Below are 24871 nucleotides of genomic sequence, written 5' to 3'. Positions count from 1 at the left end.
CACCCTCCCTCAGGTCAGCCCCCACCCGCCCTGGGGGGCGAGCCCTGCTCCAGCCTATCGGTCCGTCACCCAGCGTCCAAGGCCATCACGCTGTGCTGTGGAGGAATTCGGGTGACTGTGGATAACTCCGCCGCCGCAGTCCCCCGCGCGGCCTCCGCGGTTCCCCGCACCAGCGCCGCAGCTCCCACTCGATCTCCGCAGTTCCCCGCGTGATCTCCGCGGTTCCCCGCGCCAGCACCACAGTTCCCTACTCGGCCTCCGCGGTCCCCCGCGCGATCTCCGGAGCGCCTCAGCCCACCGGAACGCCCAGCCCGCTCAGCACCTCCGCACCGGCCAGACCGGCCAGGAACTCGCCCGGCACGACCAGCTTGCTGCGCCGCAGCCCGCTGCCCACCACCAGCCACGGGGCCGCCGCGACCGCCTGGTCGAGCAACACCGGCCAGCCGGCGGGCAGCCCGAGCGGCGTGATCCCGCCGTACTCCATGCCGGTGAGCCCGATCGCCTCGTCCCTCGGCGCGAAGGACGCCTTGCGCACGTCGAGGCGGCGCTTCGCCACCCCGTTGACGTCGGCGCGCGTGGTGGCCAGCACGACGCACGCCGCGTAGCGCGTCTCCCCCGACCGTCGGCCGGAGACCACCACACAGTTCGCCGACGCGGACAGGGGCACGTCCATGCTCGCGCACAGCTCGGCGGTGTCGGCGAGGTCCGGGTCGATCTCGGCCACCCCGCACCGCGCCGCGACCTCCGGCGGCAGGGCGCGCAGGGCCGCGGCGACCGGGTCCGCGAGCAGGTGGAGGTGGTCGGTCGCGGGGAGGACCCGCAGACGACCGACGACGTCGTGGTCAGCCCAGGTCGAGGTCATGCGCCGAGGGTAGGGCCTCGGCCCAGGCTCACTCCTGGAGCCCGAACGCCTTCAGCGCCTCCCTGTCGAACGCGTCGAGGTCGTCCGGCTTGCGGCTGGTGACCAACGTCCAGCCGTGCGCGTCACTGACCACGACCTCCTCGTCCACCCACTCCCCGCCCGCGTTGCGGACGTCGGTGGCGAGGCTCGGGTAGGAGGTGAGCCGCTTGCCCCGCACCACGTCCGCCTCGACCAGCGCCCACGGTCCGTGGCAGATCGCGGCGACCGGCTTGCGCGCGTCCACGAACGCCTTCACGAACCGGACGGCGTCCTCGCTCTGCCGCAGGGCGTCGGCGTTGGCGGTGCCGCCGGGGATCACCAGCCCGTCGTACACGCCGGGGTCGGCGTCGGAGACCGGGAGGTCGACCTCGAACTCGTCCCCCGGGTCGAGGTGGTGGAACGCCTGCACCTTGTCGGGCACGGTGGCCAAGAGCTGCGGCGTGCCGCCCGCGTCCCTGACCGCCTGCCAGGGGTCGGTCAGCTCGACCTGCTCGATGCCCTCGTGGGCCACCAGAAAAGCGATCCTGGTCTGCTCAGCCATGGGTTGGGGGTACCCGGGAGGCCAGGGCGGCCAATCCTGTTCGGCCGGCCGGCACGAGGCCGGCCGCACGCCGGCACGGTCCGGCCAGTCGCGCCCCTCTCAACCGCGACCCTCTCAGCCGCGACCCTCTCAGCCGTGACCCTCGGCCAGGAAGGCCGTGATCAGCGCGCGGAGTTCCCGACGGTGGGTGACCAGCGGGGCGGGCGAGTCGACGAGCTCCAGCCGGCCCTCGGGCAGGGCGGCCGCGGTCGCCTTCGCCACCTGCTCGGCGTGCAGGGGGTCTCGGGTGGCTCCCACGACCAGCGCGGGGGCGCGCACCGCCGCGAGCGCGGACGCGGCGTCGCCGAGTCCGGCGAGCGGGACCTGGTCCGGCAACGCCCGCAGCGCCGCCCCGAGCCGGAGCAGCACGGCGCTCCGCTGGTCCACGTAGTCGCCCACCGGGACGCCGCTGGGCAGCTCGGCGGCGACCAGTTCCCGCAACGGCGCGGTGTCGCCGGTCCGCTCGGCGTGGTCGACCGCCTCGGCCAGTCGTTCCAACGCCCAGACGGCGGGGGTGGCCCTCGGCCGGTCCACCGCGGCGGGCAGGAGGAGCACCAGCCGGTCGAACCGGTCGGGGTGCTCGGCGACGAGCCTGGTCAACGCGCCGGCCCCGAGCGAGGTGCCGACGGCGCGGGTCGCGCCCACCGCGTCGGCCACGGCCAGCACCTCGGCGGCGAGCCGAGGGTAGGACCAGTAGTCGGGCGGCGCGGGCGGGGCGTCCCCGTGCGACGGGAACGTCACCACGACCCGGGTGCCGGGCAGTCCGGAGGCGGGCACGCGGGCCTCGCCGGGGGTGGCGCCCAGCCCGGGCACCACCAGCGTGACCGGATCGCCGTCGCCGTGCGCCCGCCAGCGGGCGGTCACCATCGGGGACCGCGCTGGGCCTCGATCACCCGGGGCCGCACGTCCACGATGTAGACCAGCACGGCCACCAGGCCGGCGATCCAGAACATCACCCCGGCCCCGCCGAGGTTGAACAGCAGCAGCGCGGCGGTGCCGGCGGCGGTGATCCCCAGCCATGCCGGTTTGCTCAGCTTGTCCGCCGCGGTGAACGCGTCGGCCCGCTGCATCAGCGCGTGCACGAAGGCGTAGATCCCGACCGGGAGCACCGCCCAGTCGATGATCTGGAGGATCAGGAAGTCCAGCCGCGGCACGTCCCCCAGCGTACGGGGAAGCGCCGGGGTGTGGAGCGCCGCGACGACGCGCGGGGGCGGCCGACCCTGTCGGCGACCGCCCCGCGCGGCCGTTCGTCAGCCCTCGCCGCCGCCGTTCTCCTGCGCCGAGCCGGACTTGCGGCCGGTCGACCGGCGGGACGTGGTCCTGGTCACCTTCCCGGTCTCGGTGTCGGTCCTGGCGTCCTCGCCGTCGGCCTTCGCCCCGGGCGCCGGGGTGGCCTTCTCCGCCCCGGCCTCCGGCTTGGCCTCCGACTCGGCCGACGCCGCGGCGCCCTTCCGGCCGTTCTCGCCGCGCACACCGTTCTCGCTGTGCGCGCCGTGCTCGCCGCTCTCCGCGGGGGCGGCGGCCGGCCGCTGCCGCCGGGTCACCTTGCCCAGCACGTCGTCCGCCAGCTCGCGGGCCTCGCCGGCGGCCTCCCCCGCGCGCTGCTGCGCGGTCTCGGCGACCGTGCCGGCCTGCTCCACGAGGCGCTCGACCTGGGGGCGCAACCGCTCCAACGTCTGCTCGCCCCGCTCGGCCAGGTACTCGTAGAGCTGCGTCGCGGCCTTGGCGTAGGCGTCGACCAGCTCGCGCAGCTCGGCGGGGTCCAGCTTCGCGCGCAGCCCCTCCAGGTCGTGCGGCAGGTCGTCCACGCCGGAGCGCGCGGCCTCGGCGCGTTCGGTCACCTGCTCGCGCAGCTTCTGGAACAGGCTGACGACGGAGCGGGCCGCCACGTCGCCGGCGCCCAGCACGGCCAGCAGCGGGGTCCTCGCCTGCTCCAGCACGCCGCTGACCGCGGCGGCCGCCTGCTCGCGCGCCGTGCGCACGTCCTCGCCGTTCGGCATGGGATCACTCCTCGGGCTCGTCGGGCTCGGGTTCGGCGGGGCGCCGGGTGGTGGCGTTCTCCCGCCGGAAGGACTCGTAGACGTCGAGCAGCACCTGCTTCTGCCGCTCGTTGAGATCGGGGTCGGCGAGCACGGCGTCGACGACGGGCCCGCCCTCGCGGCGCTCCAGGATCCCGGCCTGCACGTACAGCGCCTCGGCCGAGATCCGCAGCCCCTTGGCGATCTGCTGGAGGATCTCCGCGCTCGGTCGGCGCAGGCCGCGCTCGATCTGGCTCAGGTAGGGGTTGGACACCCCGGCCAGCCGGGCGAGCTGCCGCAGCGAGATCTGGGCGTGGCGGCGCTGCTGCCGGATGTAGTCGCCGATGTTCTGGCCCAGCTCGGCGACCGCCTTGCCGGCCTGCTCGACCCGTCCCACCGCGTCACCTCCCCAACTGACGCTACGCGCCAGTGCTAACTCCTGCAAGCACACTGCTTGCACTCCACCCGTTCGACGCGCCGCCGCCGGCCGACGGAGGCGCGCTCCAGGAGAACTGTCCACATGAGACAGATGAGTGGCGAAGGCGGGCTCCCGCCGATCCCCGCGCGCCCGAGGAGGAACGACCTAGGCTCGGGCCGGTGAGGCGGGTGCGACTGGACGTGGTCTCGGCGGTGGCGGCCGGTGGCGCGCTCGGCGCGCTCGCCCGGTACGGCGTGGGGTTGGCCCTCCCCACCCGGCCGGGTGGATTCCCGCTCGCGACCCTCGCGGTCAACCTGCTCGGCTGCCTGGTGATGGGCGTGCTCATGGTGCTGGTCACCGAGGTCTGGTCGGGTCACCGCCTGCTGCGCCCGTTCCTCGGCACCGGCGTACTCGGCGGGTTCACCACGTTCTCCAGCTACGCCGTGGACGGCCAGCGGCTGCTCGCGTCGGGACGCGTTGGAGTGGCGCTGCTGTACCTGGTCGGCACCCTGGTGGGTGCACTGCTCGCCGTCCTCACGGGAATGGTCGTGACACGGGCGGTGGCCGGCACGGGGCGAGGAGGCACGCGATGAGGTGGGCGGGCGCCGCACTGCGGATGACGGTCTTCGTCTGTGAGGACGACACCTGGGAGCACCGGCCTCTGCACCACGAGATCGTGCGGCGCGCCCACGAGGCCGGACTGGCCGGCGTCAGCGTCTTCCGGGGCGTGGAGGGCTACGGGTCCTCGGACCAGGTGCACACGACGCGGCTGTTGTCGCTCGCCTCCGACCTGCCGGTGATGGTCGTGCTCGTCGACACGCCGGAACGCGTGCGCGGTTTCCTTCCCCAGGTGGAGGAACTGCTCGGTGAGGGCGGTCTGGTCACCCTGGACGACGTGGAGGCGTTCCGCTTCACGAAGGAGCTGGAGTGAGCGCGCTGCTCGTCGTGCTGGGCGCCGCCGTCGGCGCGCCGCTGCGCTACCTCACCGACCTGTGGGCGCGGGACCGGTTCGACGCCGTCTTCCCGTGGGGGACGTTCCTGGTCAACGTCGTCGGCTCGTTCGTGCTCGGCGTGGTGTCCGGCCTGGCGTTGGCCGGTGGCGCCGGCGAAGCGGTCCAGGCGCTGGTCGGCGTGGGGTTCTGCGGCGCGCTGACCACGTACTCGACGTTCGGGTACGAGACGGTGCGGTTGCTGGAGGAGGGGGCGCGGCGCGACGCCCTGCTCAACGCGGCGGGCAGCGTCCTGGCCGGGCTGGCCTCGGCCGTCGCGGGCGTCGCGCTGGGCCAGGCGTTCTGAGGTCGCCAGACCTGGCCGGCTGAGGTCGCCGGACCTGGCCGGCGGGGCGTCCGCGTCCGGAGCCGTCCGGAGCCCTCCGGGGCGCGGGACGAGCCGTCAGGAGCGGGCGGGAGTTCCCTGCGCCAGCCTGATCAACTGGGCCAGGTGCCGGCCGGCGGCGTGCAGCGGGGTGGCGTCCCGCGAGACCTGGGCCGCCAGTTCGGCCCCCTCCAGGGTGCTGATCACGGTGTGGGCCAGGTCGTGGGCCGCGTCCGCGTCGACGCCGGCGCGCAGGAGGCGGTCGAGGACGAGGTCCCGCCAGTGGGCGAAGGCGCTCGCGGCGGCCCGCTGGATGTCGTCGGCGCGGCTGGCCGAGCCCAGGGCGGTGGAGGTGACGGGACAGCCGTCCACCCAGTCGGACGCGCGGAGGCCCTCGGCGAGACGCCGCGTGCAGAGGACGATCGCCTCGGCCGGGTCCTCCTCCTGGTCGAAGGCGACCCGCAGCTCGTCGGCGAACTCCTCCTCGCCGCGCTGGATCGCGGCGACGGCCAGCTCCTTCTTCCCCCCGGGGAAGAAGTGGTAGACGGACGCGAGCGCCGCACCGGCCTCCTGGGCGATCTGCTTGATGCCGGTGCCGTCGTAGCCCTGGCGCTGCATCAGCCGCGACGCGGCCCGGATGATCCGCTCCCGCGTGCCGACGCCGTCGTCCCGGTCGGTGTCCCCGTCCCGCTCCGCGCTGCTCTCCACGCCGCGATCGTACCGGTAGAACGTTCATTCCAGAGCCGTGCTACGGTCTTCCTAGATAGAACGTTCATTCCAGAGGAGCGGCACGTGAGCACACAGGCAGTGACGGTCATCGGACTCGGCCCGATGGGGCGGACCATGGCGAACGTGTTCCTCGACCACGGCTACGCGGTGACGGTGTGGAACCGCACCGCGAGCCGGGCCGACGAGCTGGTGGCCAGGGGAGCCACCCTGGCAACGACCGCCGAGGAGGCGGTGGCCGCCAACGAGCTGGTGATCCTCAGCCTGACCGACTACGACGCGGTGTACGCCGTGCTGGAGCAGGCCGAGAGGAGCCTGGCCGGCAAGGTCGTCGTCAACCTCAGCTCGGACACCCCGGACCGCGCGCGGCAGGCGGCGGCCTGGCTGGCGGAGCGCGGCGCACAACACCTGACGGGCGGCGTGCAGGTGCCGCCGTCCGGCCTCGGCGACCCCGAGTCCTCCACCTTCTACAGCGGCCCCCAGGACGTCTTCGAGGCCCACCGCCCCGCGCTCGAGGTGCTGACCGGCACCGACTACCGCGGCGAGGACCCCGGCCTGGCGGCGCTGTACTACCAGATGCTCATGGACGTCTTCTGGACCTCCATGCTGAGCTGGCTGCACGCCCTGGCGATGGCCGACGCCAACGGCATCTCCGCGGCGGAGTTCCTGCCGTACGCCGCGCGGACCGCGAGGTCGCTGCCGGGCTTCTTCGAGTTCTACACGCCCAGGATCGACGCGGGTGAGCACCCCGGCGACGTCGACCGCCTCGCCATGGGCGTCGCCAGCGTCGAGCACATCGTGCACACCGCCGACGACGCCGGCGTCGACACCGCCTTCCCGACCGCGGTCCTCGACGTGTTCCAGAAGGGCATGGCGAAGGGCTTCGACCAGGACAGCTTCACCAGCCTGTACAAGGTGTTCCGCGGGACCGCCGGCTGAGCCCGTCGCCGCCGTCCCGTCAGGGACGCCGCCACCCGGCGTCCCCCTCGCGACGCGGGCACCGCCAGCCCGGTCGGACGACCATCACGTCATCCGACCGGGCTGGCGCGTCACTCGCGCCGGAACGTCGAGGAGGTGCCAGGGGAGATTCCCCGGGAACGTCGAGCCGAGCCGACGGGGGTCACCGGCGGCGAGTCAGTCCACCACCAGGCAGAACGGGTGGCCCGCCGGGTCGGCGTAGACGTTGAAGCCGGAGCCGGCGGTGAGCTTGTCGACCTCCAGCGGGCGGGCGCCGACCGTGAGCGCGTGCTCGTGCCCCGCGCGAAGGTCGTCGACCTCGACGTCGAGGTGGAGCATCTGGGGCCGTTCGGGGTCGGGCCAGGTGGGCGGCGTGTAGTCCGCCGCGCGCTGGAAGCACAGGCTCGGCCCACCGGCGGGGTCGCGCAGGGTCACCCAGGAGTTGTCCCCGTCCGCCTCGACCGAGGGCCAGCCGAGCAGGGCGGAGTAGAAGTTCGCGAGCGCCGTCGGGTCCGGGCAGTCCAGCACCACCGCGCCCACCTTCAGCGACCGGGTCGGGACGGACATGTCGACCTCCTCCTCACGGCCCGTGACCCCGCCACGGGCGCGTAACCGTCGACCAAACTATGGCGGTTACCACGGGCGCACAACCCCCGTTCCCCCTACAGTGGTGTTGTGACTGGCCTGGCTGCCGGCGTCCATGTCGAACCGCTCGCCGACTGGGACGTCGAACAGGACATCGATCTGGTGCTCGCCTTCCTCAACACGTGCGACGTCGAACACGGCACGGACACGCTCTCCGAGGAGGACTCCTGGCGGACGTGGGCGTTGGGGCGCGATCTCGGCCCACCCCCCACCGCGGCCAGGGCGCGGCCGGTCAGGGACGCGCTGCGGGCCGCGGTCGCCGGAGGCGAGTCGGCGGGCACGACGAGCTGGTCGGTGCGGATCGACCTGCTGGCCGGCGTGCCCATGCTGACCGCGGCGGACGCCCTCGGCACCGTGCTCGCCGCCGCCTACCGGCTCGTCCTCACCGGACACTGGGCGCGCATCAAGATCTGCCCGGCCGACGACTGCCGGTGGGCGTTCTACGACCGCTCGCGCAACCGTTCCCGCACGTGGTGCTCGATGCGCGTGTGCGGGAACCGCGAGAAGGCCCGCAACTGGCGGGAACGCGCCCGCAGCGCCGCCGCGCGCTGACCGCGTCGACCGGCCCTCACGACACCACCCTGTCCACGGCCGGACGGCGGGTTCCCGCCCGCCGTCCGGCCCCACACCGTCGGGTGGGATGACCGCCTGTCCGGGCGGCGCCGGGGAGCGCGGGGCGCGCAGCGCGCCTTCAAAGCGCCATGAGCGACCGCCGCACCAGCTCCGAAGACGACCTCCACCGACTCGTCGCCGACGCCGTCCGCGGTGACCACGACGCCTGGCGTCGCCTGGTCGACCGGTACGCCGGCCTCGTCTGGGCCGTCGCCCGACGGCACCGACTCGACGCCGCCGACGCCGCCGACGTCTGCCAGGTGACCTGGCTCCGCCTGGCCCAGCGGCTCCCCGCGCTGCGGGACCCGGCCCGGTTGCCCGCGTGGCTGGTCACCACGACCCGACGGGAGGCGGCGCGGGTGCGCGCCGCGCGCCACCGGGAACCGCCCGTCGACCTCGACCTGGTCCCGCCGACGCCCGTGGAGGGGCCGGAGGACCGCGTCCTGCGGGACGAGCACGACGCCGCGCTGTGGCGGGTGTTCTCCCGGCTTCCCGAGCGCTGCCAACACCTTCTCCGCATGCTCGCCGTCGATCCCCGGACGAGCTACGCCGATCTCGCCCGGGCCTTCGATCTCCGCCCCAGCAGCGTGGGACCGGTCAGGACGCGCTGTCTGCGCGCGCTCCGCGGCCTGCTGGCCGAGGCCGGTCTGCTCCCGGGGCCGGTCCCGTCGGGGGCCGCGCGGTGACCGGGAATCCCCTGTGGACGCTGGTGGACCTGCTCCGCCGGATCGACCCCGTCCCCGATCGCGTCCGCGTCGCAGGGCACGCGGCGCGCCTCGTGGCCGGCGGTCCGGCCCTGCTGCGCCTGGTCTCCGAGCGCGAACCGGCCCCGGACAGCGGTCTCCGCACGGGACGCGCACGACGGCAGTGGGAGTTCGACGGCCCGTCGGCCGGTGTCACCGTGCAGCTCACGGAGAGCCGTGACGGCACATGGGAACTCGTCGGCCTGGTGTCGCCCAGCCCCGCTGGGATCACCGCGCGCACTCCCGTGGGTGCGTCCGCCACCGTCTCCGACCCTCTCGGATGGTTCCGGCTTGCGGGTGTCCACCCCGGGCCGGTCAGCCTGGTCGTCCACGTCCCCGGCGCGGACCCGGTCGCGACGCCCTGGTTGGTGGTCTAGTGCTGGCGGAGGCGGAACGGCTGCGCGATCTCGCCCGACGGGAGCCAGACGTCGTGTTCCTCCCGGCCCGCACGCTGGCCGAGGCAGCAGATGATCCCCGGGGCCGGGTAATCGCGCGGCACGCGCTCTGCCTCGCCCACGCCGAGCGGGGAGAGATCGCGGCCGCCCGCCGTGAGGGCCTGCGGGCACTGGCACAGGCGCGGCGCATCGGCGATGAGCGCCTCGCCGTCGAGCTTCAGCTCTCCCTGGTCTGGTTGGACATCGAGCGGGGGACCACCGGGGCCGGTGCGGCGCGGCTCCGGTCCGTGTGGTCGAGACTCGCCGGCTCGCAGGTGGGCCGGGCCCACTGCCTGTCGGGGTTGGGTCTGAGCGCGCGGGGCCGGCACGCGGCGGCGGTCGCGGCGCTGACCTCCGCGCTCCCCCACCTCGACGGGGACCGGTGGTGGCTGGCGAACGTCCTGACCGCACGGGGTGTCGCGGCGGCGTACCGGGGGCACGGGAGAGCGGCGGAGGAGGACCTCCTCCGAGCCCGAGCGTTGTGGACGGACGTCGCCCAGCCGCTGCGGGCCGCCTCCTGCACGCACAACCTCGGGTTCGTCGCGCTGTCGTCCGGTGACGTCCTCCGGGCGTTGTCGTTGTTCGACGACGCGGTGCGGGAAGGCCTGGAACCCCGACGGCGTCCGGAGATCCTGCTGGACCGGGCTGAGGCGCTCCAGCTCGCCGGCCTCCACGTCGAGGCCGGCGCGGTCCTGGAGCGGGCCTGCGCACTGTTGTCGGGGGCCGGACGGCCCGCGCGACTGGCCGAGGCCCGGCTCACCCTGGCCCGGTGCGCCCTGCGGATGGGACGCCCGGAACTCGCCGCGACAGCGGCCGAACAGGCGCTCCGCGCCTTTCGACGGCAAGGTCGGGGCCCATGGGCCGCCGTGGCGCGCGCCGTCCAGCTCCGGGCGGAACTCGCCCAGGACCAACTGTCCCGGCTTCGCGCGGTCCCCCGTGTCGCGCTGCGGTGCGAACATCAGGGATGGCCCGTGGCCGCCGCCGAGCTGCGCCTCGACGGCGCGCTCCGGGCCATCGGCCACGGTCAGGAACATCTGGCTCGACGGGTGCTGGGGCGACTGCCGGAGTCCCGGGCGCGAGGCCCCGCGCCGCTCCGCGTCCTGGCCTGGCGCGCCAGGGTGTTGCTCGCCGAACTCGACGGAGACCACCCCCGCCTGATGCGGGCCGCTCGTGAGGGTTTCCGCGTCCTGTTCACGCACCTGCCGTTGCTCGGCGTGTTCGAAGCGCAGGCACCTGTCGCCGGAATGACTGTCGCCTTCGCCGACCACGCCCTGGGCTCGTTGCTGGCCAGACCACGCGTGAACGCGCGGGCGGTGTTGCGATGGACGGAACGGCGTCGCGTCGGCCTCCTGAGCCGCCCTCCACTGGGACCGGCCGCTCCGTCCGCCGGTCCGACCCCCGCGCCCGTCGACCTGGTACCCGCGCCCGTCGACCCGGTGCCCGCAACCGTCGATCCCGCGCTCGCGACCGTCGACCCGGTGTCCTCGCTCGTCGATCCGCCCCCCGCGCCCGTCGATCCGGCGCTCGCAACCGTCGATCCGGCGCTCGCGACCGAACTGGCCGCGCTCCGCGCCACCATGATGGGCGCGCGTCGCGCCCACCGGCTCGTGAAGTCCGCCCATCCGTCGGTCACACGCCAGGAGCAGCGGGTCCGCCGCAGAGCGCTGGCCCACTTCAGAGCGGGGGTCCCTGGCGTTCCGCCGACGAGCGCCGAGCTGACGGGCGCGCTCGGCGACGCCACCCTGCTCAGCTTCTTCGTCCACAGTGGACTGATTTGGGTCGTCGCCCTGTCCCGTGCGGGCGCCCGGCTCCACCGCCTCGGCCGCCTCGCCGAGGTCGTCTCGGACGTCCGCCGACTCCGGTTCGCGTTGTCCCAGCAGGTGATCGGACGAACGTCGACCTCCCGCCGATCAGCCACGCGGGTGGCGAGGGCAGTGGCCAGCCAGCTCGACGCCCTGTTGCGGCCAGCACTGGGCGGGGACGTCCCGCTCGTCATCGTCCCCACGGGCGCGCTCCACGACCTTCCCTGGGCGGCTCTGCCGTCCTGCCGGGGCCGCCCCCTGACCACTGCTCCGTCCACATCGGACTGGATCAGGGCGCTCGCGCCACGCCCCGCGCCACTTGGACCGCCGGTGTGGGTGGCGGGACCTGGCCTCGTTCACACCATCCGGGAAGCCACGGCGCTCCACGCCCGACACGGCGGGCGCCTCCTCACCGGGTCTTCGTCCACAGTGGACGCGGTTCTCCACGCGGCGGAGGGCGCGGCGATCCTCCACGTCGCCGCGCACGGGACGTTCCGCGGCGACCAGCCCCTCCTGTCGTCGCTGGACATGGCCGACGGGCCGCTCTACGCCTACGACCTGCACCGCCTCCGCCGGGCGCCACGGCTGGTCGTGCTGTCCGCGTGCGAGGTCGGCTCCTCCGGGGTCCGCGTCGGCGACGAGTTGCTGGGCCTGGCCTCCGCGCTCCTCCGCGTCGGCACGACGGCCCTCGTCGCCAGCGTCCTCCCCGTCCCCGACGACCAGGCTCCCGACCTGATGACGGCGCTGCACGCGGCGACGCGCGCGGGCCGGTCCCCGGCCGAGGCGCTCGCCGAGGCCCAGGCTCGGCACGGGCACCTCGGCTTCCAGTGCCTCGGCGCGGGCCTCACCCCGCTCCCGCCGTCCGCGTTCCCGGGAGGACGCGGTGGCGGCGTGAGCGAGGGCGAGACGTCATGCGGGGATGGCCAGCGCCCGGTCAGACCTGGTCCCGCCCGGGACGGCCAGCGCCCGGTCAGGCGCGGTCGCGCAGCCGCCCCAGCCGACTGACGGCCTCGGCGAGCACCTCGTCGCGCTTGCAGAAGGCGAACCGCACGAGGTGCCGCCACCGGTCAGGGTCGTCGGTGAAGACCTGCACCGGCACGGCCGCCACCCCGGCCAGCTCGGGAAGCTGACGGCAGAACTCCAGCCCGTCGGCGAAACCGAGCGGCCGGATGTCCGCGCACACGAAGTAGGTGCCCTCGCTCCGCCGCACCGCGAACCCGACCTCGGCCAGGCCCTCGGCCAGCCGCTGCTGCTTGCCCGCGAGGTCCGTGCGCAGGCGCTCCACCCACGGCCGCTCCTCGCGCAGCGCGTGCGCGGTGGCGAACTGCAACGCCCCCGGCCCGACGAAGGTCATGAACTGCTTGGCGGCCCGCACGGCGGCCACCAGCTCCGCCGGGCCGCTCGCCCAGCCGACCTTCCAGCCCGTGACGCTGAACGTCTTGCCCGCGCTGGAGATGGTCACGGTGCGCTCGAACATCCCGGGCAGGGTGGCGATCGGCACGTGCCCGGCCGGGGCGAAGACCAGGTGCTCGTAGACCTCGTCCGAGATCACCACCAGGTCGCGCTCCCGGCACAGCTCGGCGAGGGCGGTCAGCTCCTCCCTGGTGAACACCGCTCCGCACGGGTTGTGCGGGGTGTTCAACACCAGCGCCCTGGTGCGCGGGCCGACCGCCGAGCGCACCGCGGCCACGTCGAGCCCGAACCGGCCGGTCTCCGGGTCCTCGGCGAGCGGGACGCCGCGCCGCGTGGCCCCCGCCATCGCCACGGCGGCGGCGTAGGAGTCGTAGTAGGGCTCCAGCAACAGCACCTCGTCGCCCGGCTCGACCAGGGCGATCAGGGACGCGGCGACGGCCTCCGTCGCCCCGACCGTGACCAGGACCTGCGTGTCCGGGTCCAGGTCGATCCCGTAGCGCTCCCGCTGGTGGTCGGCGACGGCGCGACGCAGCTCGGGCACGCCGGGCCCCGGCGCGTACTGGTTCATCCCGTTCCGCAGGGCCGTGCTCGCCACCTCGACCATGCGCTCGGGCCCGTCGGTGTCGGGGAAACCCTGCCCCAGGTTCACCGCGCCGGTGCGCTGGGCCAGCGCGGTCATCTCGGCGAAGATCGTCGACGTGAACGGTCGCAGCCTGCTGCTCAGGGGCGGCTTGTGCACAGCACGTGATACTGCCAGTTTCTCCCGGCGACACCGAACCACATCGGGTGACAATCGGGGAGTGCAGCAGCTCACCGCAGCCGAGGTCGAGAAACGCCGAGGGCTCCGCCGGATGAAGGCGGTGGCCACGGGCCTCCTGCTCGTCGCGACCGTCGTCTACGCGGTGGCCCGCTGGCGGGAGTCGGAGGGCGCCGCCGCCTGGGTCGGGTACGTGCGGGCGGCCGCCGAGGCGGGCATGGTCGGCGCGCTGGCCGACTGGTTCGCCGTGACCGCGCTGTTCCGGCGGCCACTCGGCCTGCCGATCCCGCACACGGCGATCATCCCGACCCGCAAGGACGAGCTCGGCAGGAGCCTGGGCGACTTCGTCGGGGCGAACTTCCTGTCCGAGCAGGTCGTGCGGGACAAGCTGCGCCGGGTCGGGGTCGCCCGACGGCTCGGGGCGTGGCTGGCCCGGCCCGAGCACGCGGAGCGGGTGACCTCCGAGCTGGCCACGGCGGTCCGCGGGCTGGTCACCGTGCTGCGCGACGAGGACGTGCAGGCGGTGCTGGAGCACGCGGTCGTGCGCCGGCTCGTCGACCGGCCGTGGGGGCCGCCGCTGGGCCGGCTGCTCGGCCAGGTGGTGGCCGACGGCACGCACCACCGGCTGGTCGACCTGCTCTGCGACCAGGCCTACGAGTGGGTCAGGGACAACCACGAGTCGGTGCTGCGTGTGGTGTCCAACCGGGCGCCGACCTGGTCGCCGCGCTTCGTCGACGAGCTGGTGGGGGACAAGGTCTACACCGAGGCGCTGGCGTTCGCGTGGGCGGTCAAGACCGACAGGAACCACCCGATGCGGCAGGCGCTGGACAAGTTCCTCGTCGAGTTCACCGACAACCTCCAGCACGACCCCGAGACGATGGCCCGCGCCGAGCAGGTCAAGCAGCAGGTCCTGGAGCACCCCGAGGTGCGCAACGTCGTCGCCTCGGCGTGGGGCACGGCCAAGGGGATGATCCTGGACGCGGCCGAGGACCCCTCCAGCGAGCTGCGGCGACGCACGCGGGACGGCCTGGTCTCGCTCGGCGGCCGGCTCGGCTCGGACGCGGCGCTGCGGGAGAAGGTGGACGGTTGGCTGGAGGGCGCGGCCGCGTACCTCGTCACCAACTACCGCGCGGAGATCACGACGTTGATCACCGACACCGTGGAACGCTGGGACGCGGCGGAGACCTCCCAGAAGATCGAACTCCAGGTGGGCAGGGACCTCCAGTTCATCCGCGTCAACGGCACCGTCGTCGGCGCGCTCGCGGGCCTGCTGATCCACACCCTCTCGCAGCTCTTCCTCTGACCCGCGTCTTTGGTTACTGAGGTAGCTCGCCGGACCGGTCGGGAGCCCAGGATGGAAGGGGCTTGGGAGCCCAGAGAATCAGCACCAAGTCAGCACGTCCGGCCGAGTCAGCACTCACGCCGCCTTCGGAAGAGTCGCCACAGGCGACGCAGAAAGAGCCTCCTGCATCACACGGCGCATGCGTGCGGAAGCCTCCTGGGTGAGGTGCCCGTAGATGTCCACCGTAGTCTTGATCGACTTGTGTCCGAGCCACGCCGAGACCTCGTTGAGCGCCACGCCGCCATGAAGCGCCGTGGACGCGAAGTAGTGCCGAAGGTCATGAGGCGTGTAGGCGAGCTTGAGAGCCCCCACAGCCTTGTCCCAATGGTGCCGGAAGTTGTCGACTGACATCAGGGTGTTAATCTTGGTTCGGAACAGCATCTCCTCTGCCTCTGGCGTTGAGAGGGTGCCATGTTGCGCGATGTGCTCCTTGACCTTCTCCCGTAGGAACTTGGGGATCGGTATGTCTCGGTAGTCCCCCTCGGCTCGGTGCTTGAGGGGCGCAAGGTGCGTCACGTACCTGCCCGTTTCCGGGTCGGGGGCCAGTGACATTTGTTGCCAGACTCGTAACGTCTCCCCTCGAACGCACTTCGCGGACACGGCCATCGCCTCACCCACGCGGAGCCCTGCGCCGGCCATCAGCCATACCGCGAGCTTGAGGTTCTCCGGAAGCCCCTGCTCAATCTGCCTGATCTCGGCAATCGTCGGGATCTCGTCTTCGTTGGCGCGCGAATTTGTGGCACGGGGCAGCTTTACGCCCTTGCAAGGGCTCTCAGCTATACCGCTTCCCAGCCGGGAGCGGCTTTTTTCATACCCAAAGGAGTAACAGCACCGAATGCCGTTCTACGAGTCCAGCCCGAACGCGACCGCGATCCTGCCGGATGAGCGGGGCAATGCTGTGTTCTACGGACCGTTGCAGGAGACAGCCGTGGCGTTCCAGGTCTCGACGGTGGTGCACACCGACGCACAGACCTACCGAGTTCCGCTGGTCGTGGACACGCCTCAAGCCGGCTGGTTCACCGAGGGTGCGCCGATCACCGAGACCGAACCCAAGCTGGCCGAGACCGTGGTCCGGCCGCCGAAGCTGGCTGCCCTGACAGGGGTGTCACTGGAGATGGTTAACGACTCCCGACCTCCCGCATTGCTGATGGTGGGCAAGGGAATGGTGATCGACGCTGCAAAGAAGATCGACGCGGCGTTCTTTGGCTCCCTGCCCGCCCCAGCCCCGGCCGGTCTGGAGGCACTGACCGGAGTCACCACCGTCAGCGCTCCGGCGGCGTTCTCCAACCTCGACCCGCTCGCCGAGGCCCTGTCCCGAATTGAGGATCACGGGCTTACCACGGGTATTTCCTTCGTGGCCAACCCGGCCGACGCGCTGGAACTGGCCAAGCTCAAGCAGACCAAGGACAGCAACGCTCCTTTGCTGGGCATCGACCCGAGCAACCCCACGCGGCGGGTCATCTTCGGATACCCGCTGTTCACCTCCCCAGCCGTGACCAAGGGCCACGTGTGGGCGATCCCGCGCGAGCGGGTCACCGTCGTGCAGCGCACCCCCGCCGAGTTGGAGGCGTCCCGTCACGCCGCGTTCAACACCTATGAGGCACTGCTCCGACTCGTTCACCGTGTGGGCTTCGCGTTCACGCAGCCGAGCGCCGTTGTGAAGATCGTTAGGGCCACGGCCTGACGGGGATGAGTCAGGGCAGGCGGCCGCCCAGCTGCCTGCCCCTTCCCCGGTGCGTCGTCCCCACCCAGGAGGGAGAAGCCGTGAGCGAGATCGAGACGTCCGAAAAGAGCCCTGCGAGCGCCGCTGACGCCCCGAACGCGCCGACCGAAGGTGACGCCACCGGGGGCGACGGCTTGAGTCCCGAGGCTTTGGAGCTGATTCGGCTCAAGACCGCCCTCGCGGCCGGCTACAGCGGACAGCAGGCACTTACCTTCGCCCGCATGGTCCGAGGGAACAGTCCCGAGGAAATTGAAGCCGACGCAGCCGAGCTGGACCGGCTCGTCAAGGAAATCCGTGCGAGTCAAGCTCGACCGGCAGATTGGTCACAGGGTTCGGGTGGTTTCGATGTTGATCCCGCGGCAATCTTCGCCGAGGTTCTCAGGTTTTAACCAAGAGGATTTTCATGGTTCCACGGAGGTGTCAGCGTTCGTCCTGTCCCGGTGTCGTGCGCGTCCACCAGGTCGTCAAGGGGTACCGCTTCTGCTCCGCCCTGTGCAAAGAGGTCCACATACGCGACACCACCCTGCGAGGGCGTTACTGGCAGCAGCTCCTTTTTGGTGCACGCGATCGGGAGAGAAAGGCGCTCGTGGAGGAAATGGCCGACTTGGACAAGGTAATGGCCGCCCTGGACAGGTACATGTCCGGGTACGTCGACCGGCGTGCGTGGCTGCGTGAGGACAGGGCACGCGCACAGGCAGGGCAGGACTCCGCTGCACGCTAGCGGCTGAGCATCCGCACGCCCTGTCGCCGGGCGTTTGTGAGGTTTACGCGGCAGCGGGAGACTGCGCAGGAAACCGCGTGCGCTTGCGATTTGCGGTCTCGACGCGACTGCGGTTAGATTTGATCTCAACAAGCTGATATGTGGAGCCCCCAGGGGGAGTTACCCCCTGGGGGATTCCTAGATCGGCGCGTATAGCGGCGCCGTCATCGTGTACGGGCTTTCAAGTGGTTTTCGCAACATCCGCGCTGTGAAGCGAGACGAGTTGAGCGGGGACCGGCCACCCGCAAATGTCGATTGCGCTGAGCTTTGCTGCGAGGACCTGGCCGTCACCATGACCGTTAACCCCTTCGCCTCGACGGCCATGCTAAGAGCACGCGCAAGCGCGTGGGCCTGGTTCCGTGTTTACGGCACGCAAGCGCCGGGACGAAGCGGCCAGGACCGGGTGACACCGGCTTCCGAGGCATCCTTCGCAAGCGTCCTCCCCGATGGGTGACGCGCTGCTACGGTCAGCGACGTGCCGTCATCGCAAGGGGGTATGTCTGCATGTCCATGCCCATAGACGCCAAACGCGCACCACAGCAGGGCAGCACCTTCCTGGGGGTGAACGCCCGTGGCTGACATGGTGAGCGGCTTCTGGGCAGCCGCAGCGGGGGTGTCCGGACCAGCGGGAGCGGTCGCGGCGGCGGGAGCAGCGGCGGCGACCAACGCCAGTGGTCGGGGTAGCGTTCATTTCGCCGTGGAGCGGGACCGTATACCCGAACTGATCAAGGACCTGGAAGAGGCCAAGAAGAAATTGGAAGCCGCCGCCGATCTCGCGGTAGCGGCGCGCCGCGTTGATCCCATGGGGAAGGACCCATTCAGTCCGAAGGCAGCCGATCGGATGGGGCCTCAACTGGTTGACAACTACTTGACCGCGAATCAGCGGCAGTGGCGCGACATCGACAGCATGATTAAGAGTCTCGAAGCGGCCATGAAGTCCTACGATAACGCCGAGGACGTCAACCGGGACGGGTTCAACAAGCGGAGCTAAAACGTGGCGAAGAGGATAATTAAGCTGGTTGTCCCCATCCTTGGGGTTGTCCCGCTGGTCGCATGTGGGCCGACCACGGGAGACGCGCAACTCACTGGCGGAAGTTCCACAACCAGCGGGACCGAGACCAGCGCCAGGGAAGTCCCGAGTGGCGTCCCCCGCGTCGCAAAGCCGTTGGACGTCACCAAGTACACGCAGAACCCGTGCAGTGTTCTTACCTCAACTCAGCTAAGGGCATTCAATGTCCAGTCCGCGGGTGAGCCAGGCAAGAACACGGACCCCTACTGTCGCTGGTCCGACTCATCGGGTCCGTCGAATATGAGCTTTACCGTGACTATTGCCACCAGTCGTGACGGACTTGCGGCGGTCTACCGAAACCGGGAAAACTTCACCACGGTTTTTGAGCAGTTCGACGCAGAGGGTTATCCTGGTGTCCTGCTTGGCGGAAAGGAAGTGTCTCTCGGAATGTGTGATTCCGAGGTTGGGGTCAGTGACAAGCTGAGCTTTAGCGTCACGGTCCGACTGTCCCAGCGGTCCCCGGACTCCGCCAATCCGTGTAGGCAGGTGAAAGCACTCGCGACCGAGATTGTGAAGACGATGAAGGGCCAGGGCTAATATTCCGCTTGGGTGCGGGGGCGGATCTTGGGCTCTGCTCCCAAGGTCCGCCCCCGCTCTGTGCCGCTGCCGCCCTGTTCCTACCCCAGGGGTATCAGGGCAGGGGGGCGGTAGCGTCCAACAAGCGTGAGGGCCCCTCCCTACTAGTCTGTTGCGGTTTCCTGTCTTCCGCCGTGTGGTGTGCCGTCATCACTGCGGAAGTCTCTGCGCCCCGATCAGGACCACTTTTTGATGTACTCGCACGGTTCTCCGCTCAGGCCGGCGGCGACGGCCTGGTGAGCGCAGCCGATGATGTAGGGCATGGCTAGGGTCTCGATCGGGACCCCCGCGCGTTCGAGTTCGTTTAGGTCATGCGCGAGTCCCGCCGCGAGCGTTCGGTGCGAGCCAACCACTCGGTCAGCTCCGGCCAGATCGACTTCCTCCGCTGCGCTGACATAGATGAGCGCGCGGAGGTAGGCCAGCCGTGCAAGATCCTGTTCCCCTCGCAGCTCGTACATTCGCGCGTCACGAGTTGCATTGTCCGCCCAGCGGGCAAGCATCGCGGTAGGGGGCTCTCCGGGGTGCTGTCCCGGGTACGGCAACAGGTCAGCGATCGTACTCATGATCGTCACCGCGCGCCTACAGAAGCTTTTGGAGGTCGTGCCGTCGTCTCGCACATGCTGTGACCGCTGAGCGTTCCACTGTTCCATGCCCGAATCCGGTGCGACAGATCAGCGTGTTCCACCTGTAGCTTCGCGAGGAACGGGCGGCCTCGGCGGCAGCCCGGCGGTCTTGCCGTCGAGTACGTAACTCCTCAACAGCGACCAGGACCAGCGTCCCCACGACGATCAAGGCCACGAGCCCGAAGCCTGCTGTGGCAACTGCCACTGCCGGATCCGTGGTGAGTGCGCTTACGGCGCTCATCGAGCCCCCTTCGTCGATTCAGTCCTGGCCGCGGACCGGCGCAGTGCGGCTTCTCCCTGCGCTCTCCTTGACCGGCGCTGCGCCACAGCGAGCCCGTCACTTGCCGTGGCGTCCTGTACCGGGCTGCTCACGCACTGTGCCGGTCCGCGACTGTGAAGCTACAACTGTCACCACACAGTTTCTCTCGTCCAATCGGTGATCTTGCTCCGAGCGCAGCCTTGCCACGCCGCTATCGAGAGCGCGTCGGTCTGCGTCAGGGCGAGGTCGCGGCGGCCATGGAATGGTCGTACGTCCAGAAGGTTGGACTCGTCGAAAGCGGGAAGCGCAAGCTCGCGCCGGCCGAGGTCGATCGGCTGGTTGACCTCTACGCGCTGAGCCCGGCTGAGGCTCACGAAGTTCGTGAGTTGGGCCGCGAATCCCGTAGGCGTGACCCGGCTGCTGCCGTGCCTGTAGCGGAGCACGTGCAGACGTATTCAGCGCTGGAGGCAGGCGCGCGTCGAATCGACATATTTCAGGAAGAGGTCATGTTCGACGCTGGAGCGTATACGGCGCTCGGAACCTCGTTCACCGTCCTGTATTTGGGCGAGCCCGCGTCCACCTTCGTTTACGTGGAGGTGTTGAGTGAAGGCGTATACCATGACCGGCCACCAGGCTCGGACATCTACGTCAAGGCGTTCGACCAGGTGTGGAAGGCAGCGCTTCCGGAAGCGAAAACGCTGCAACTCCTTGACCGGCAAATTCAAAACCTAGGAGAGTGACCCCGTGATTCTTGCGCCTGACTTGCACGTCGTCACTCCGTGGCGCAAGAGCACTCGGAGCAACGGCGGAAACGACTGCGTTGAGGTCGCTCCGCTGGCCGTACCCGTCACGGCCTACCGCGATTCCAAGAACCCCACCGGGGCGGCGCTTCTGTTCAGCCGCGCCGAGTGGACGTCCTTCGTCCGCACGATCAGGGCCGGGCTACTCGACCTGAGCTGACCCTGACATACCGAGGGGGTACCCGTCAGGCGGGTACCCCCTCAGCCTTCTCTGATCACATGTGCCCGCTCGGCCCCGCCCGGGGTGAAGCGTCAGCACGAAGTCAGCACAAGGTCGAGAACGCGCGGGAACCCCCTCGGACACCGGAGAAGCGCCCGAGGGGGCTGCCCGCTCCTGAGCAGCGGGTTTGCGCTATGCGACCTGATGCGCTATGGGCCGGTAAACTTGATCTTGGTCAGTTCATCCGCGTCAACGGCACCGTCGTCGGCGCGCTCGCGGGCCTGCTGATCCACACCCTCTCGCAGCTCTTCCTCTGACCCGCGCGCCAGCCAGGAACAGCAACCCGGAGATCAGCTTCCTCGTCTCCCGGACAGCCCCCACCCGCCCTGGGGGGCGACCCCGCGTCCAGCCTATCCGCGCGCAGCAGCCCGCCCAAGAGGACAAAGCTCCGCTGTGGACAAATTCGGGTGACTGTGGACAACTCCGGAGCCCCGGCGTCCTCCTCTCGGCGGCGCGTTACCGAGCGGGCCCGGTCGCAGCGGGGTTTACTGGCCCCGAACCCGGCAGGCTCCCACCCACCGGAGGCGGAACTGTCCTCTTGAGACTCGGAACGACCCGACCACGTCCGTCCACAAAGGACGGACCAGGCGACTGGCGCGTCACCCGTCCCAGCGAGGGAACGCTCGGTGACCCTCACCCGGACCACGGCCACGGACGGTGGCTGTACACCGCCTTTCCGGGTGTTCCTTGCCGCCAGCCCTCGCGAAGCCGCAGGCCAGGGCCAACCATGAAGTATCGGTAGAGTTCGGGCACTCGTGACGAGACCGGGTTTGGCGACGGGTGGTGGTGGCGGTGAGCGGCACCGGCACTGCGCGCGGCTGGGGAGAGAGGCTGCGCGTCGCCGTGCTGCGGTTGGCCGCCGTCGGCGGGTTGACCGTGGGGTTGACCGCCGCGACCTGGCTGGCCAGCACCGCCACCGCGTCCGCGACCGAGGCACCGGTCCGCGACGGCTCGTCGAGCCCGGCGGTCGTCGCGGAGCAGAACGGGCGACCGGCGGAAGCTCCGGCGCGGGCCGGTGTCCACGGTCACCAGGGCCTCCTGGGACGAAACCTCCCGAACCCGTGCGACCGGCGGGGTGATGTCGCCCCGTCAGGAGGAGCCGGCAGGCCGACCAACACCAGCCAGGACGGCCCTGGTGTTCTCGGTGTTCTCGGCGTCGTCCGCGCCGTCGTCGGCGGGGTCGGCGCCATCGATGGCATCAGCGGTGCCGGTGGCCCCAGCGACATCGGCAGCGGTCTCAGCGGCGGTATCAGCGGGGTCACGAACGGGCTGGTGAACGTCGGCCGGGTCAGGAGCGGGACGACGCCGGCGGCGCCGGCCGGTTCCGGGTTCGGGCCGTGGGCCGACCCGCTGGGCCGCGCCACCGAGGTCCGCCTCGAACACCTCGAACGACTCGAGGGCCGGCTGGCCGACCTCCCGTTGCCCGCGCCGCTGACCGGTCTGGCCGAGGCCTCCGACACGGCGGGCGGGCCGGCTGTGTCCGCTGTGTCCGCTGTGTCGGCGATGTCGGCGATGTCGGTGGACGACGGGATGGAACACGGGTTCGTCCTCGGCGAGGACCTCGACGAGGGCCACGCGCGAGGCGAGCAGGCGGGCCCGCCCGCCCACCGCCCGCACCAGCCCTCGCACCCCGGCTCCGCCGCGACCGGCCGACGGCCGGGTCCCGCCCTCGTCGGCCCGCCCGCCCCGCGACCGGGCCACGGCCCGGCGCCGGCCGAGGACGCGCCAGCCGAGGACACGACGACCGACCCGACGGACCCCGCCCCGGAACCGGTGGGCTCGCCCGCCTCGCCCACGGCGTCGACCGACGTCGACGGCGGGGCCGGCGCCCTCCGGGTTCCGCGGATCCCCTCCCTGTCGGCCCTGCCGGAGCCCACGGCCGCCGACACCGGCGTGGAGAACGCCGACGGCACCGTCCCGGACGGCGACAACCGGACGCCGCTGCTGCCCGACCCGCCTCCGCTCCCCCTTCCCTCGCCCTCCTCCCTGGCGACGGGCGGGGCGCAGGAGGCCGGCGGTGCCCGCGGCGTGGCCGGTGTGCTGTTCCACCAGCCGTCGGTCCCCGAGCCCGCCGGGACGAGGGCCGAGCGCTCGGCGGGATCCGCCGCGGTCGGCGGTCTTCCCCGCCGCCCCGCCACCTCGCCCGACTGATCGCGCGCCTCGCCGCGGCACGGCGTGTGCCGGGTCCGTCCCCGTGCGTTCCCGGCGCGTCCCCCGACCGGTTTCGACCACGGTCCCCCACGCCGGTTCCGGCCACGGCCCCGCCAGTCGAGGAACCCGACCCCGCGATCCCCCGCGAGCCCCCGGCGCAGCCAGCGCCGGACGGCCCCGAACCACCGGGACCGGCGCACCAAGTCAGTCCCCCGGGTGAGCCGCCCCGGAAGGGTGGGGCGTGAGCGCTCCACTCAGCAAAGACCCGTCCCGACCGACCGCGCCCGGTCGCGACGGGATCTGGCCCCGGCGTCGCGTTGCCCCCGCGACGCCGGGGCTGCCGACCCACCGCCCCACGGACCGCCCCCGGTCGGCGGGGCGCGCGGTCGGACCGACGGTTCCCGTAACGGGACGTCACGTCGTCGGGCACGACGAGGGGCCGTGCCCGACGGCGAAAGAGGTGGTCTCCACTCCGGTGGGGGCCACCTCTTTCCCGTTCCGCCCCGTTTCCGCGCCGCCCGCCCCGTCTCAGGTGATGGCCAGGCCGGCCAGCGGCTCGGCCGCCAGCGACGTTCCCCCCACCGCCGACGCGGCGAGCCCGAGTCGCCGGGCGGCGTCCGCCAACTGGTCCTCGGGCGCCGTGAACGGCAGGCGCATGTGGTGTTCGAGGCCACCGGTCACCGCGAACCTCGACCCCGGCGCGACGAGCACACCCAGGCCCTCGGCGGCGACGGCCAGTCGGGTGCTCACCGGGCCGTCGAGCCGGCACCACAGCGCGAGGCCACCGGCCGGGGTCGGGACCTCCCACGCCGGACACCGCTCCCGCAGCTCCGCGACGAACACGTCCCGGCGTCGGCGGAACTCCGCCCGCCGCCGGTCCAACACCGTGGCCGGGGCCGCCAACAGCTCGGCGAGCACGAGCTGTTCCAGCACGGGCGATCCGAGGTCGAGCGCCGGTCGGATCGCGACCATGCGCCGCGCCATCTCGACGGGCGCGCGCACCCACCCCAGTCGCAGGCCGCCCCAGTAGGTCTTGCTGGCCGAGCCGGCGGTGATCACCAGGTCCTCGGCGAACGCGGCCAGCGGCGGGGCCTCGACCACGTCCGGTTCCAGGGCCAGGTCGACGAGGGTCTCGTCGACGAAGACCGGTGTCCTGGTGCGGCGCGCCGCCGCCCCGAGCCGTTCCCGCCCGGCGGCGTCCAGGTAGGTGCCGGTCGGGTTGTGGAAGTCGGGCATGAGGAAGGCGAGGCGGGGCGCGGCCTGCCGCAGCATGACCTCCATCCCCTCGACGTCCCATCCCTCGTCGGTCACGGCCACCGCGACGGGTAGCGCGTGGCTGGCCCGTACCGCGTCGATGGCGTTGGGGTAGCTCGGGTTCTCCATGAGCACGCGGTCACCCGGCCCGACGAGCATCCGCAGGGCGAGCGCGAACGCGTGCTGGGCGCCGTTCGTGACGAGCACCTGGTCGGCGTGGGTGGGCAGACCGCGCGCGGTGTACCGCTCGGCGATGCGCTCCCGCAGCTCGGGCAGCCCCAGGGGGAGGTATCCGGGCTCGGCGAACAGCGCGGGCATCCGGGAGCGGGCGGCGTCGAACGCGCTCGCGATCTCCGGGAGGGCGGGCGGCGAGGCACAGCTCAGGTCCAGCATGTCGGGGGCGGACGCGGTCCCCGTCCCGCCCGGCCGCGCCGAGCCGACCGGCATCGCGATCCAGGTCCCGGCGCCGCGCCGACTGGCGACGAGCCCGTCCTCCCTGAGCCGGTCCAGCGCGGCGGTGACGAGGGTGCGGCTCACGCCGAGCGCGTCGGCCAGCTCGCGTTCCGCGGGCAGCCGGGTCCCCACGGTGAGCCGCCCGTCGAGCACGAGCACCCGGACCGCGCCGGCGAGGTCGGCCGAGCCCCGGCGGTCGCCCTGTCGCCAGGCGCCCAGAAGGCGGGCCAATGACGCGCCGGAGACCCGACCACCCGTCGAGAACACTGGTTCCATCAAGCCAATTTCGCAGAATTGGCTCTTCAATGCCAGGCCAATGGC

General features: G+C 71.8%; 29 protein-coding genes. 17 read left to right on the top strand and 12 right to left on the bottom strand.

Annotation, left to right across the window (positions count from 1 at the left end):
- Positions 1 to 289: 289 nt before the first annotated feature.
- From LX15_RS15800 to LX15_RS15775, 6 genes are all read right to left on the bottom strand, one after another.
- Positions 290 to 862 carry a YbaK/EbsC family protein gene (locus LX15_RS15800; protein WP_253670340.1) on the bottom strand — a complete coding sequence of 191 codons (573 nt, stop codon included), beginning with the start codon at positions 860 to 862 and terminating at the stop codon, positions 290 to 292.
- 28 nt (positions 863 to 890) lie between these two features.
- Complete coding sequence (locus LX15_RS15795; protein WP_253670339.1) at positions 891 to 1442, bottom strand: type 1 glutamine amidotransferase domain-containing protein; 552 nt, start codon at positions 1440 to 1442, stop codon at positions 891 to 893.
- 129 nt (positions 1443 to 1571) lie between these two features.
- On the bottom strand, positions 1572 to 2348 hold the full coding sequence (locus tag LX15_RS15790; protein ID WP_253670338.1) for an alpha/beta fold hydrolase: 777 nt from the start codon (positions 2346 to 2348) through the stop codon (positions 1572 to 1574).
- Entirely contained in the window at positions 2342 to 2635 is a 294-nt protein-coding gene (locus LX15_RS15785) for a DUF2516 family protein (protein ID WP_253670337.1), read from the bottom strand. The genes LX15_RS15790 and LX15_RS15785 overlap by 7 nt, the downstream gene beginning before the upstream one ends.
- Positions 2636 to 2731: 96 nt before the next feature.
- The gene (locus tag LX15_RS15780) at positions 2732 to 3481 is read right to left on the bottom strand and encodes a hypothetical protein (protein ID WP_253670336.1); all 750 of its coding nucleotides are present in this window, start codon (positions 3479 to 3481) and stop codon (positions 2732 to 2734) included.
- A 4-nt stretch (positions 3482 to 3485) separates the two neighbouring features.
- Complete coding sequence (locus LX15_RS15775; protein WP_253670335.1) at positions 3486 to 3896, bottom strand: helix-turn-helix domain-containing protein; 411 nt, start codon at positions 3894 to 3896, stop codon at positions 3486 to 3488.
- Positions 3897 to 4096: 200 nt separating this feature from the next.
- Between LX15_RS15775 and crcB (LX15_RS15770) the strand changes: the two genes are divergently transcribed.
- The 3 genes from crcB (LX15_RS15770) to crcB (LX15_RS15760) are packed head-to-tail and all read left to right on the top strand — an operon-like array spanning position 4097 to position 5213.
- The gene (gene crcB, locus LX15_RS15770; protein ID WP_253670334.1) at positions 4097 to 4510 is read left to right on the top strand and encodes a fluoride efflux transporter CrcB; all 414 of its coding nucleotides are present in this window, start codon (positions 4097 to 4099) and stop codon (positions 4508 to 4510) included.
- Entirely contained in the window at positions 4507 to 4848 is a 342-nt protein-coding gene (locus LX15_RS15765; protein WP_253670333.1) for a DUF190 domain-containing protein, read from the top strand. Before crcB (LX15_RS15770) ends, LX15_RS15765 begins: the two co-directional genes overlap by 4 nt.
- Positions 4845 to 5213 (top strand): fluoride efflux transporter CrcB, encoded by a 369-nt coding sequence (crcB, locus tag LX15_RS15760; protein WP_253670332.1) that lies wholly within the window; start codon positions 4845 to 4847, stop codon positions 5211 to 5213. The genes LX15_RS15765 and crcB (LX15_RS15760) overlap by 4 nt, the downstream gene beginning before the upstream one ends.
- Positions 5214 to 5309: 96 nt before the next feature.
- Here crcB (LX15_RS15760) and LX15_RS15755 read toward each other — a convergent pair whose 3' ends face one another.
- Positions 5310 to 5939, bottom strand: a complete 630-nt coding sequence (locus tag LX15_RS15755; protein WP_253670331.1) for a TetR/AcrR family transcriptional regulator — start codon at positions 5937 to 5939, stop codon at positions 5310 to 5312.
- 84 nt (positions 5940 to 6023) lie between these two features.
- On the opposite strand from LX15_RS15755, the gene LX15_RS15750 reads away from it, so the two are divergent.
- Positions 6024 to 6896 (top strand): NAD(P)-dependent oxidoreductase, encoded by an 873-nt coding sequence (locus LX15_RS15750; protein ID WP_253670330.1) that lies wholly within the window; start codon positions 6024 to 6026, stop codon positions 6894 to 6896.
- Positions 6897 to 7091: 195 nt separating this feature from the next.
- Here LX15_RS15750 and LX15_RS15745 read toward each other — a convergent pair whose 3' ends face one another.
- On the bottom strand, positions 7092 to 7481 hold the full coding sequence (locus tag LX15_RS15745) for a VOC family protein (RefSeq protein WP_253670329.1): 390 nt from the start codon (positions 7479 to 7481) through the stop codon (positions 7092 to 7094).
- Positions 7482 to 7589: 108 nt separating this feature from the next.
- On the opposite strand from LX15_RS15745, the gene LX15_RS15740 reads away from it, so the two are divergent.
- The 4 genes from LX15_RS15740 to LX15_RS15725 all read left to right on the top strand — a co-directional run bounded on the left by LX15_RS15740 (position 7590) and on the right by LX15_RS15725 (position 12155).
- A complete protein-coding gene (locus tag LX15_RS15740) occupies positions 7590 to 8111 on the top strand; it encodes a CGNR zinc finger domain-containing protein (protein ID WP_372502731.1) in 522 nt (173 codons plus the stop codon).
- A gap of 149 nt (positions 8112 to 8260) precedes the next feature.
- Positions 8261 to 8857, top strand: coding sequence for an RNA polymerase sigma factor (locus tag LX15_RS15735; protein WP_253670328.1), 597 nt, complete (start codon positions 8261 to 8263; stop codon positions 8855 to 8857).
- Complete coding sequence (locus LX15_RS15730; RefSeq protein WP_253670327.1) at positions 8854 to 9291, top strand: hypothetical protein; 438 nt, start codon at positions 8854 to 8856, stop codon at positions 9289 to 9291. The genes LX15_RS15735 and LX15_RS15730 overlap by 4 nt, the downstream gene beginning before the upstream one ends.
- On the top strand, positions 9291 to 12155 hold the full coding sequence (locus LX15_RS15725) for a CHAT domain-containing protein (protein ID WP_253670326.1): 2865 nt from the start codon (positions 9291 to 9293) through the stop codon (positions 12153 to 12155). Before LX15_RS15730 ends, LX15_RS15725 begins: the two co-directional genes overlap by 1 nt.
- Here the strand turns inward: LX15_RS15725 and LX15_RS15720 are convergent.
- Positions 12121 to 13242, bottom strand: a complete 1122-nt coding sequence (locus tag LX15_RS15720) for a pyridoxal phosphate-dependent aminotransferase (RefSeq protein WP_301304679.1) — start codon at positions 13240 to 13242, stop codon at positions 12121 to 12123. The genes LX15_RS15725 and LX15_RS15720 overlap by 35 nt on opposite strands.
- A 172-nt stretch (positions 13243 to 13414) precedes the next feature.
- Here LX15_RS15720 and LX15_RS15715 point away from each other — a divergent pair, with 172 nt between their 5' ends.
- The gene (locus LX15_RS15715; protein ID WP_253670351.1) at positions 13415 to 14623 is read left to right on the top strand and encodes a DUF445 domain-containing protein; all 1209 of its coding nucleotides are present in this window, start codon (positions 13415 to 13417) and stop codon (positions 14621 to 14623) included.
- Positions 14624 to 14737: 114 nt separating this feature from the next.
- Here LX15_RS15715 and LX15_RS15710 read toward each other — a convergent pair whose 3' ends face one another.
- Entirely contained in the window at positions 14738 to 15373 is a 636-nt protein-coding gene (locus LX15_RS15710) for a tyrosine-type recombinase/integrase (RefSeq protein WP_308213474.1), read from the bottom strand.
- A 124-nt stretch (positions 15374 to 15497) separates the two neighbouring features.
- On the opposite strand from LX15_RS15710, the gene LX15_RS15705 reads away from it, so the two are divergent.
- The 4 genes from LX15_RS15705 (at position 15498) to LX15_RS15690 (ending at position 18751) form a co-directional block, all read left to right on the top strand.
- Positions 15498 to 16346 (top strand): phage major capsid protein, encoded by an 849-nt coding sequence (locus LX15_RS15705; protein ID WP_253670324.1) that lies wholly within the window; start codon positions 15498 to 15500, stop codon positions 16344 to 16346.
- Positions 16347 to 16426: 80 nt separating this feature from the next.
- Positions 16427 to 16774, top strand: coding sequence for a hypothetical protein (locus tag LX15_RS15700; protein ID WP_253670323.1), 348 nt, complete (start codon positions 16427 to 16429; stop codon positions 16772 to 16774).
- A gap of 942 nt (positions 16775 to 17716) precedes the next feature.
- A complete protein-coding gene (locus LX15_RS15695; protein WP_253670322.1) occupies positions 17717 to 18136 on the top strand; it encodes a hypothetical protein in 420 nt (139 codons plus the stop codon).
- Between the two features lie 3 nt (positions 18137 to 18139).
- Positions 18140 to 18751 carry a DUF3558 domain-containing protein gene (locus LX15_RS15690; protein ID WP_253670321.1) on the top strand — a complete coding sequence of 204 codons (612 nt, stop codon included), beginning with the start codon at positions 18140 to 18142 and terminating at the stop codon, positions 18749 to 18751.
- A 215-nt stretch (positions 18752 to 18966) separates the two neighbouring features.
- Here LX15_RS15690 and LX15_RS15685 read toward each other — a convergent pair whose 3' ends face one another.
- Positions 18967 to 19440: a hypothetical protein gene (locus LX15_RS15685; RefSeq protein ID WP_253670320.1), complete on the bottom strand. Its 474-nt coding sequence runs from the start codon at positions 19438 to 19440 to the stop codon at positions 18967 to 18969.
- 366 nt (positions 19441 to 19806) lie between these two features.
- Between LX15_RS15685 and LX15_RS15680 the strand changes: the two genes are divergently transcribed.
- From LX15_RS15680 to LX15_RS15665, 4 genes are all read left to right on the top strand, one after another.
- Positions 19807 to 20412: a Scr1 family TA system antitoxin-like transcriptional regulator gene (locus tag LX15_RS15680; RefSeq protein WP_372502730.1), complete on the top strand. Its 606-nt coding sequence runs from the start codon at positions 19807 to 19809 to the stop codon at positions 20410 to 20412.
- Between the two features lie 4 nt (positions 20413 to 20416).
- Positions 20417 to 20632, top strand: a complete 216-nt coding sequence (locus LX15_RS15675; protein ID WP_308213473.1) for a DUF397 domain-containing protein — start codon at positions 20417 to 20419, stop codon at positions 20630 to 20632.
- Between the two features lie 194 nt (positions 20633 to 20826).
- Positions 20827 to 20949, top strand: coding sequence for a DUF445 domain-containing protein (locus LX15_RS15670; RefSeq protein ID WP_253670319.1), 123 nt, complete (start codon positions 20827 to 20829; stop codon positions 20947 to 20949).
- A 535-nt stretch (positions 20950 to 21484) separates the two neighbouring features.
- The gene (locus LX15_RS15665) at positions 21485 to 22843 is read left to right on the top strand and encodes a hypothetical protein (protein ID WP_253670318.1); all 1359 of its coding nucleotides are present in this window, start codon (positions 21485 to 21487) and stop codon (positions 22841 to 22843) included.
- A gap of 528 nt (positions 22844 to 23371) precedes the next feature.
- Here the strand turns inward: LX15_RS15665 and yczR are convergent.
- The gene (yczR, locus tag LX15_RS15660; protein WP_253670317.1) at positions 23372 to 24826 is read right to left on the bottom strand and encodes a MocR-like transcription factor YczR; all 1455 of its coding nucleotides are present in this window, start codon (positions 24824 to 24826) and stop codon (positions 23372 to 23374) included.
- Between the last annotated feature and the right edge of the window lie 45 nt (positions 24827 to 24871).

This window comes from Streptoalloteichus tenebrarius, from assembly GCF_024171885.1.
Classification (GTDB): Bacteria; Actinomycetota; Actinomycetes; order Mycobacteriales; family Pseudonocardiaceae; genus Streptoalloteichus; species Streptoalloteichus tenebrarius.
The sequence above is the reverse complement of the archived record's forward strand: the minus strand, read 5'-3'. Positions and strand labels throughout refer to the sequence as shown.

Excerpts from the sequence above, each read along its gene's own strand:
- LX15_RS15800 (WP_253670340.1), bottom strand. The coding sequence starts at position 862 with ATGACCTCGACCTGGGCTGACCACGACGTCGTCGGTCGTCTGCGGGTC.
- LX15_RS15795 (WP_253670339.1), bottom strand. The coding sequence starts at position 1,442 with ATGGCTGAGCAGACCAGGATCGCTTTTCTGGTGGCCCACGAGGGCATC.
- LX15_RS15790 (WP_253670338.1), bottom strand. The coding sequence starts at position 2,348 with ATGGTGACCGCCCGCTGGCGGGCGCACGGCGACGGCGATCCGGTCACG.
- LX15_RS15780 (WP_253670336.1), bottom strand. The coding sequence starts at position 3,481 with ATGCCGAACGGCGAGGACGTGCGCACGGCGCGCGAGCAGGCGGCCGCC.
- LX15_RS15765 (WP_253670333.1), top strand. The coding sequence starts at position 4,507 with ATGAGGTGGGCGGGCGCCGCACTGCGGATGACGGTCTTCGTCTGTGAG.
- LX15_RS15745 (WP_253670329.1), bottom strand. The coding sequence starts at position 7,481 with ATGTCCGTCCCGACCCGGTCGCTGAAGGTGGGCGCGGTGGTGCTGGAC.
- LX15_RS15735 (WP_253670328.1), top strand. The coding sequence starts at position 8,261 with ATGAGCGACCGCCGCACCAGCTCCGAAGACGACCTCCACCGACTCGTC.
- LX15_RS15720 (WP_301304679.1), bottom strand. The coding sequence starts at position 13,242 with ATGACCGCGCTGGCCCAGCGCACCGGCGCGGTGAACCTGGGGCAGGGT.
- LX15_RS15715 (WP_253670351.1), top strand. The coding sequence starts at position 13,415 with ATGAAGGCGGTGGCCACGGGCCTCCTGCTCGTCGCGACCGTCGTCTAC.
- LX15_RS15705 (WP_253670324.1), top strand. The coding sequence starts at position 15,498 with ATGCCGTTCTACGAGTCCAGCCCGAACGCGACCGCGATCCTGCCGGAT.
- LX15_RS15685 (WP_253670320.1), bottom strand. The coding sequence starts at position 19,440 with ATGGAACAGTGGAACGCTCAGCGGTCACAGCATGTGCGAGACGACGGC.
- LX15_RS15670 (WP_253670319.1), top strand. The coding sequence starts at position 20,827 with ATGCGACCTGATGCGCTATGGGCCGGTAAACTTGATCTTGGTCAGTTC.
- yczR (WP_253670317.1), bottom strand. The coding sequence starts at position 24,826 with ATGGAACCAGTGTTCTCGACGGGTGGTCGGGTCTCCGGCGCGTCATTG.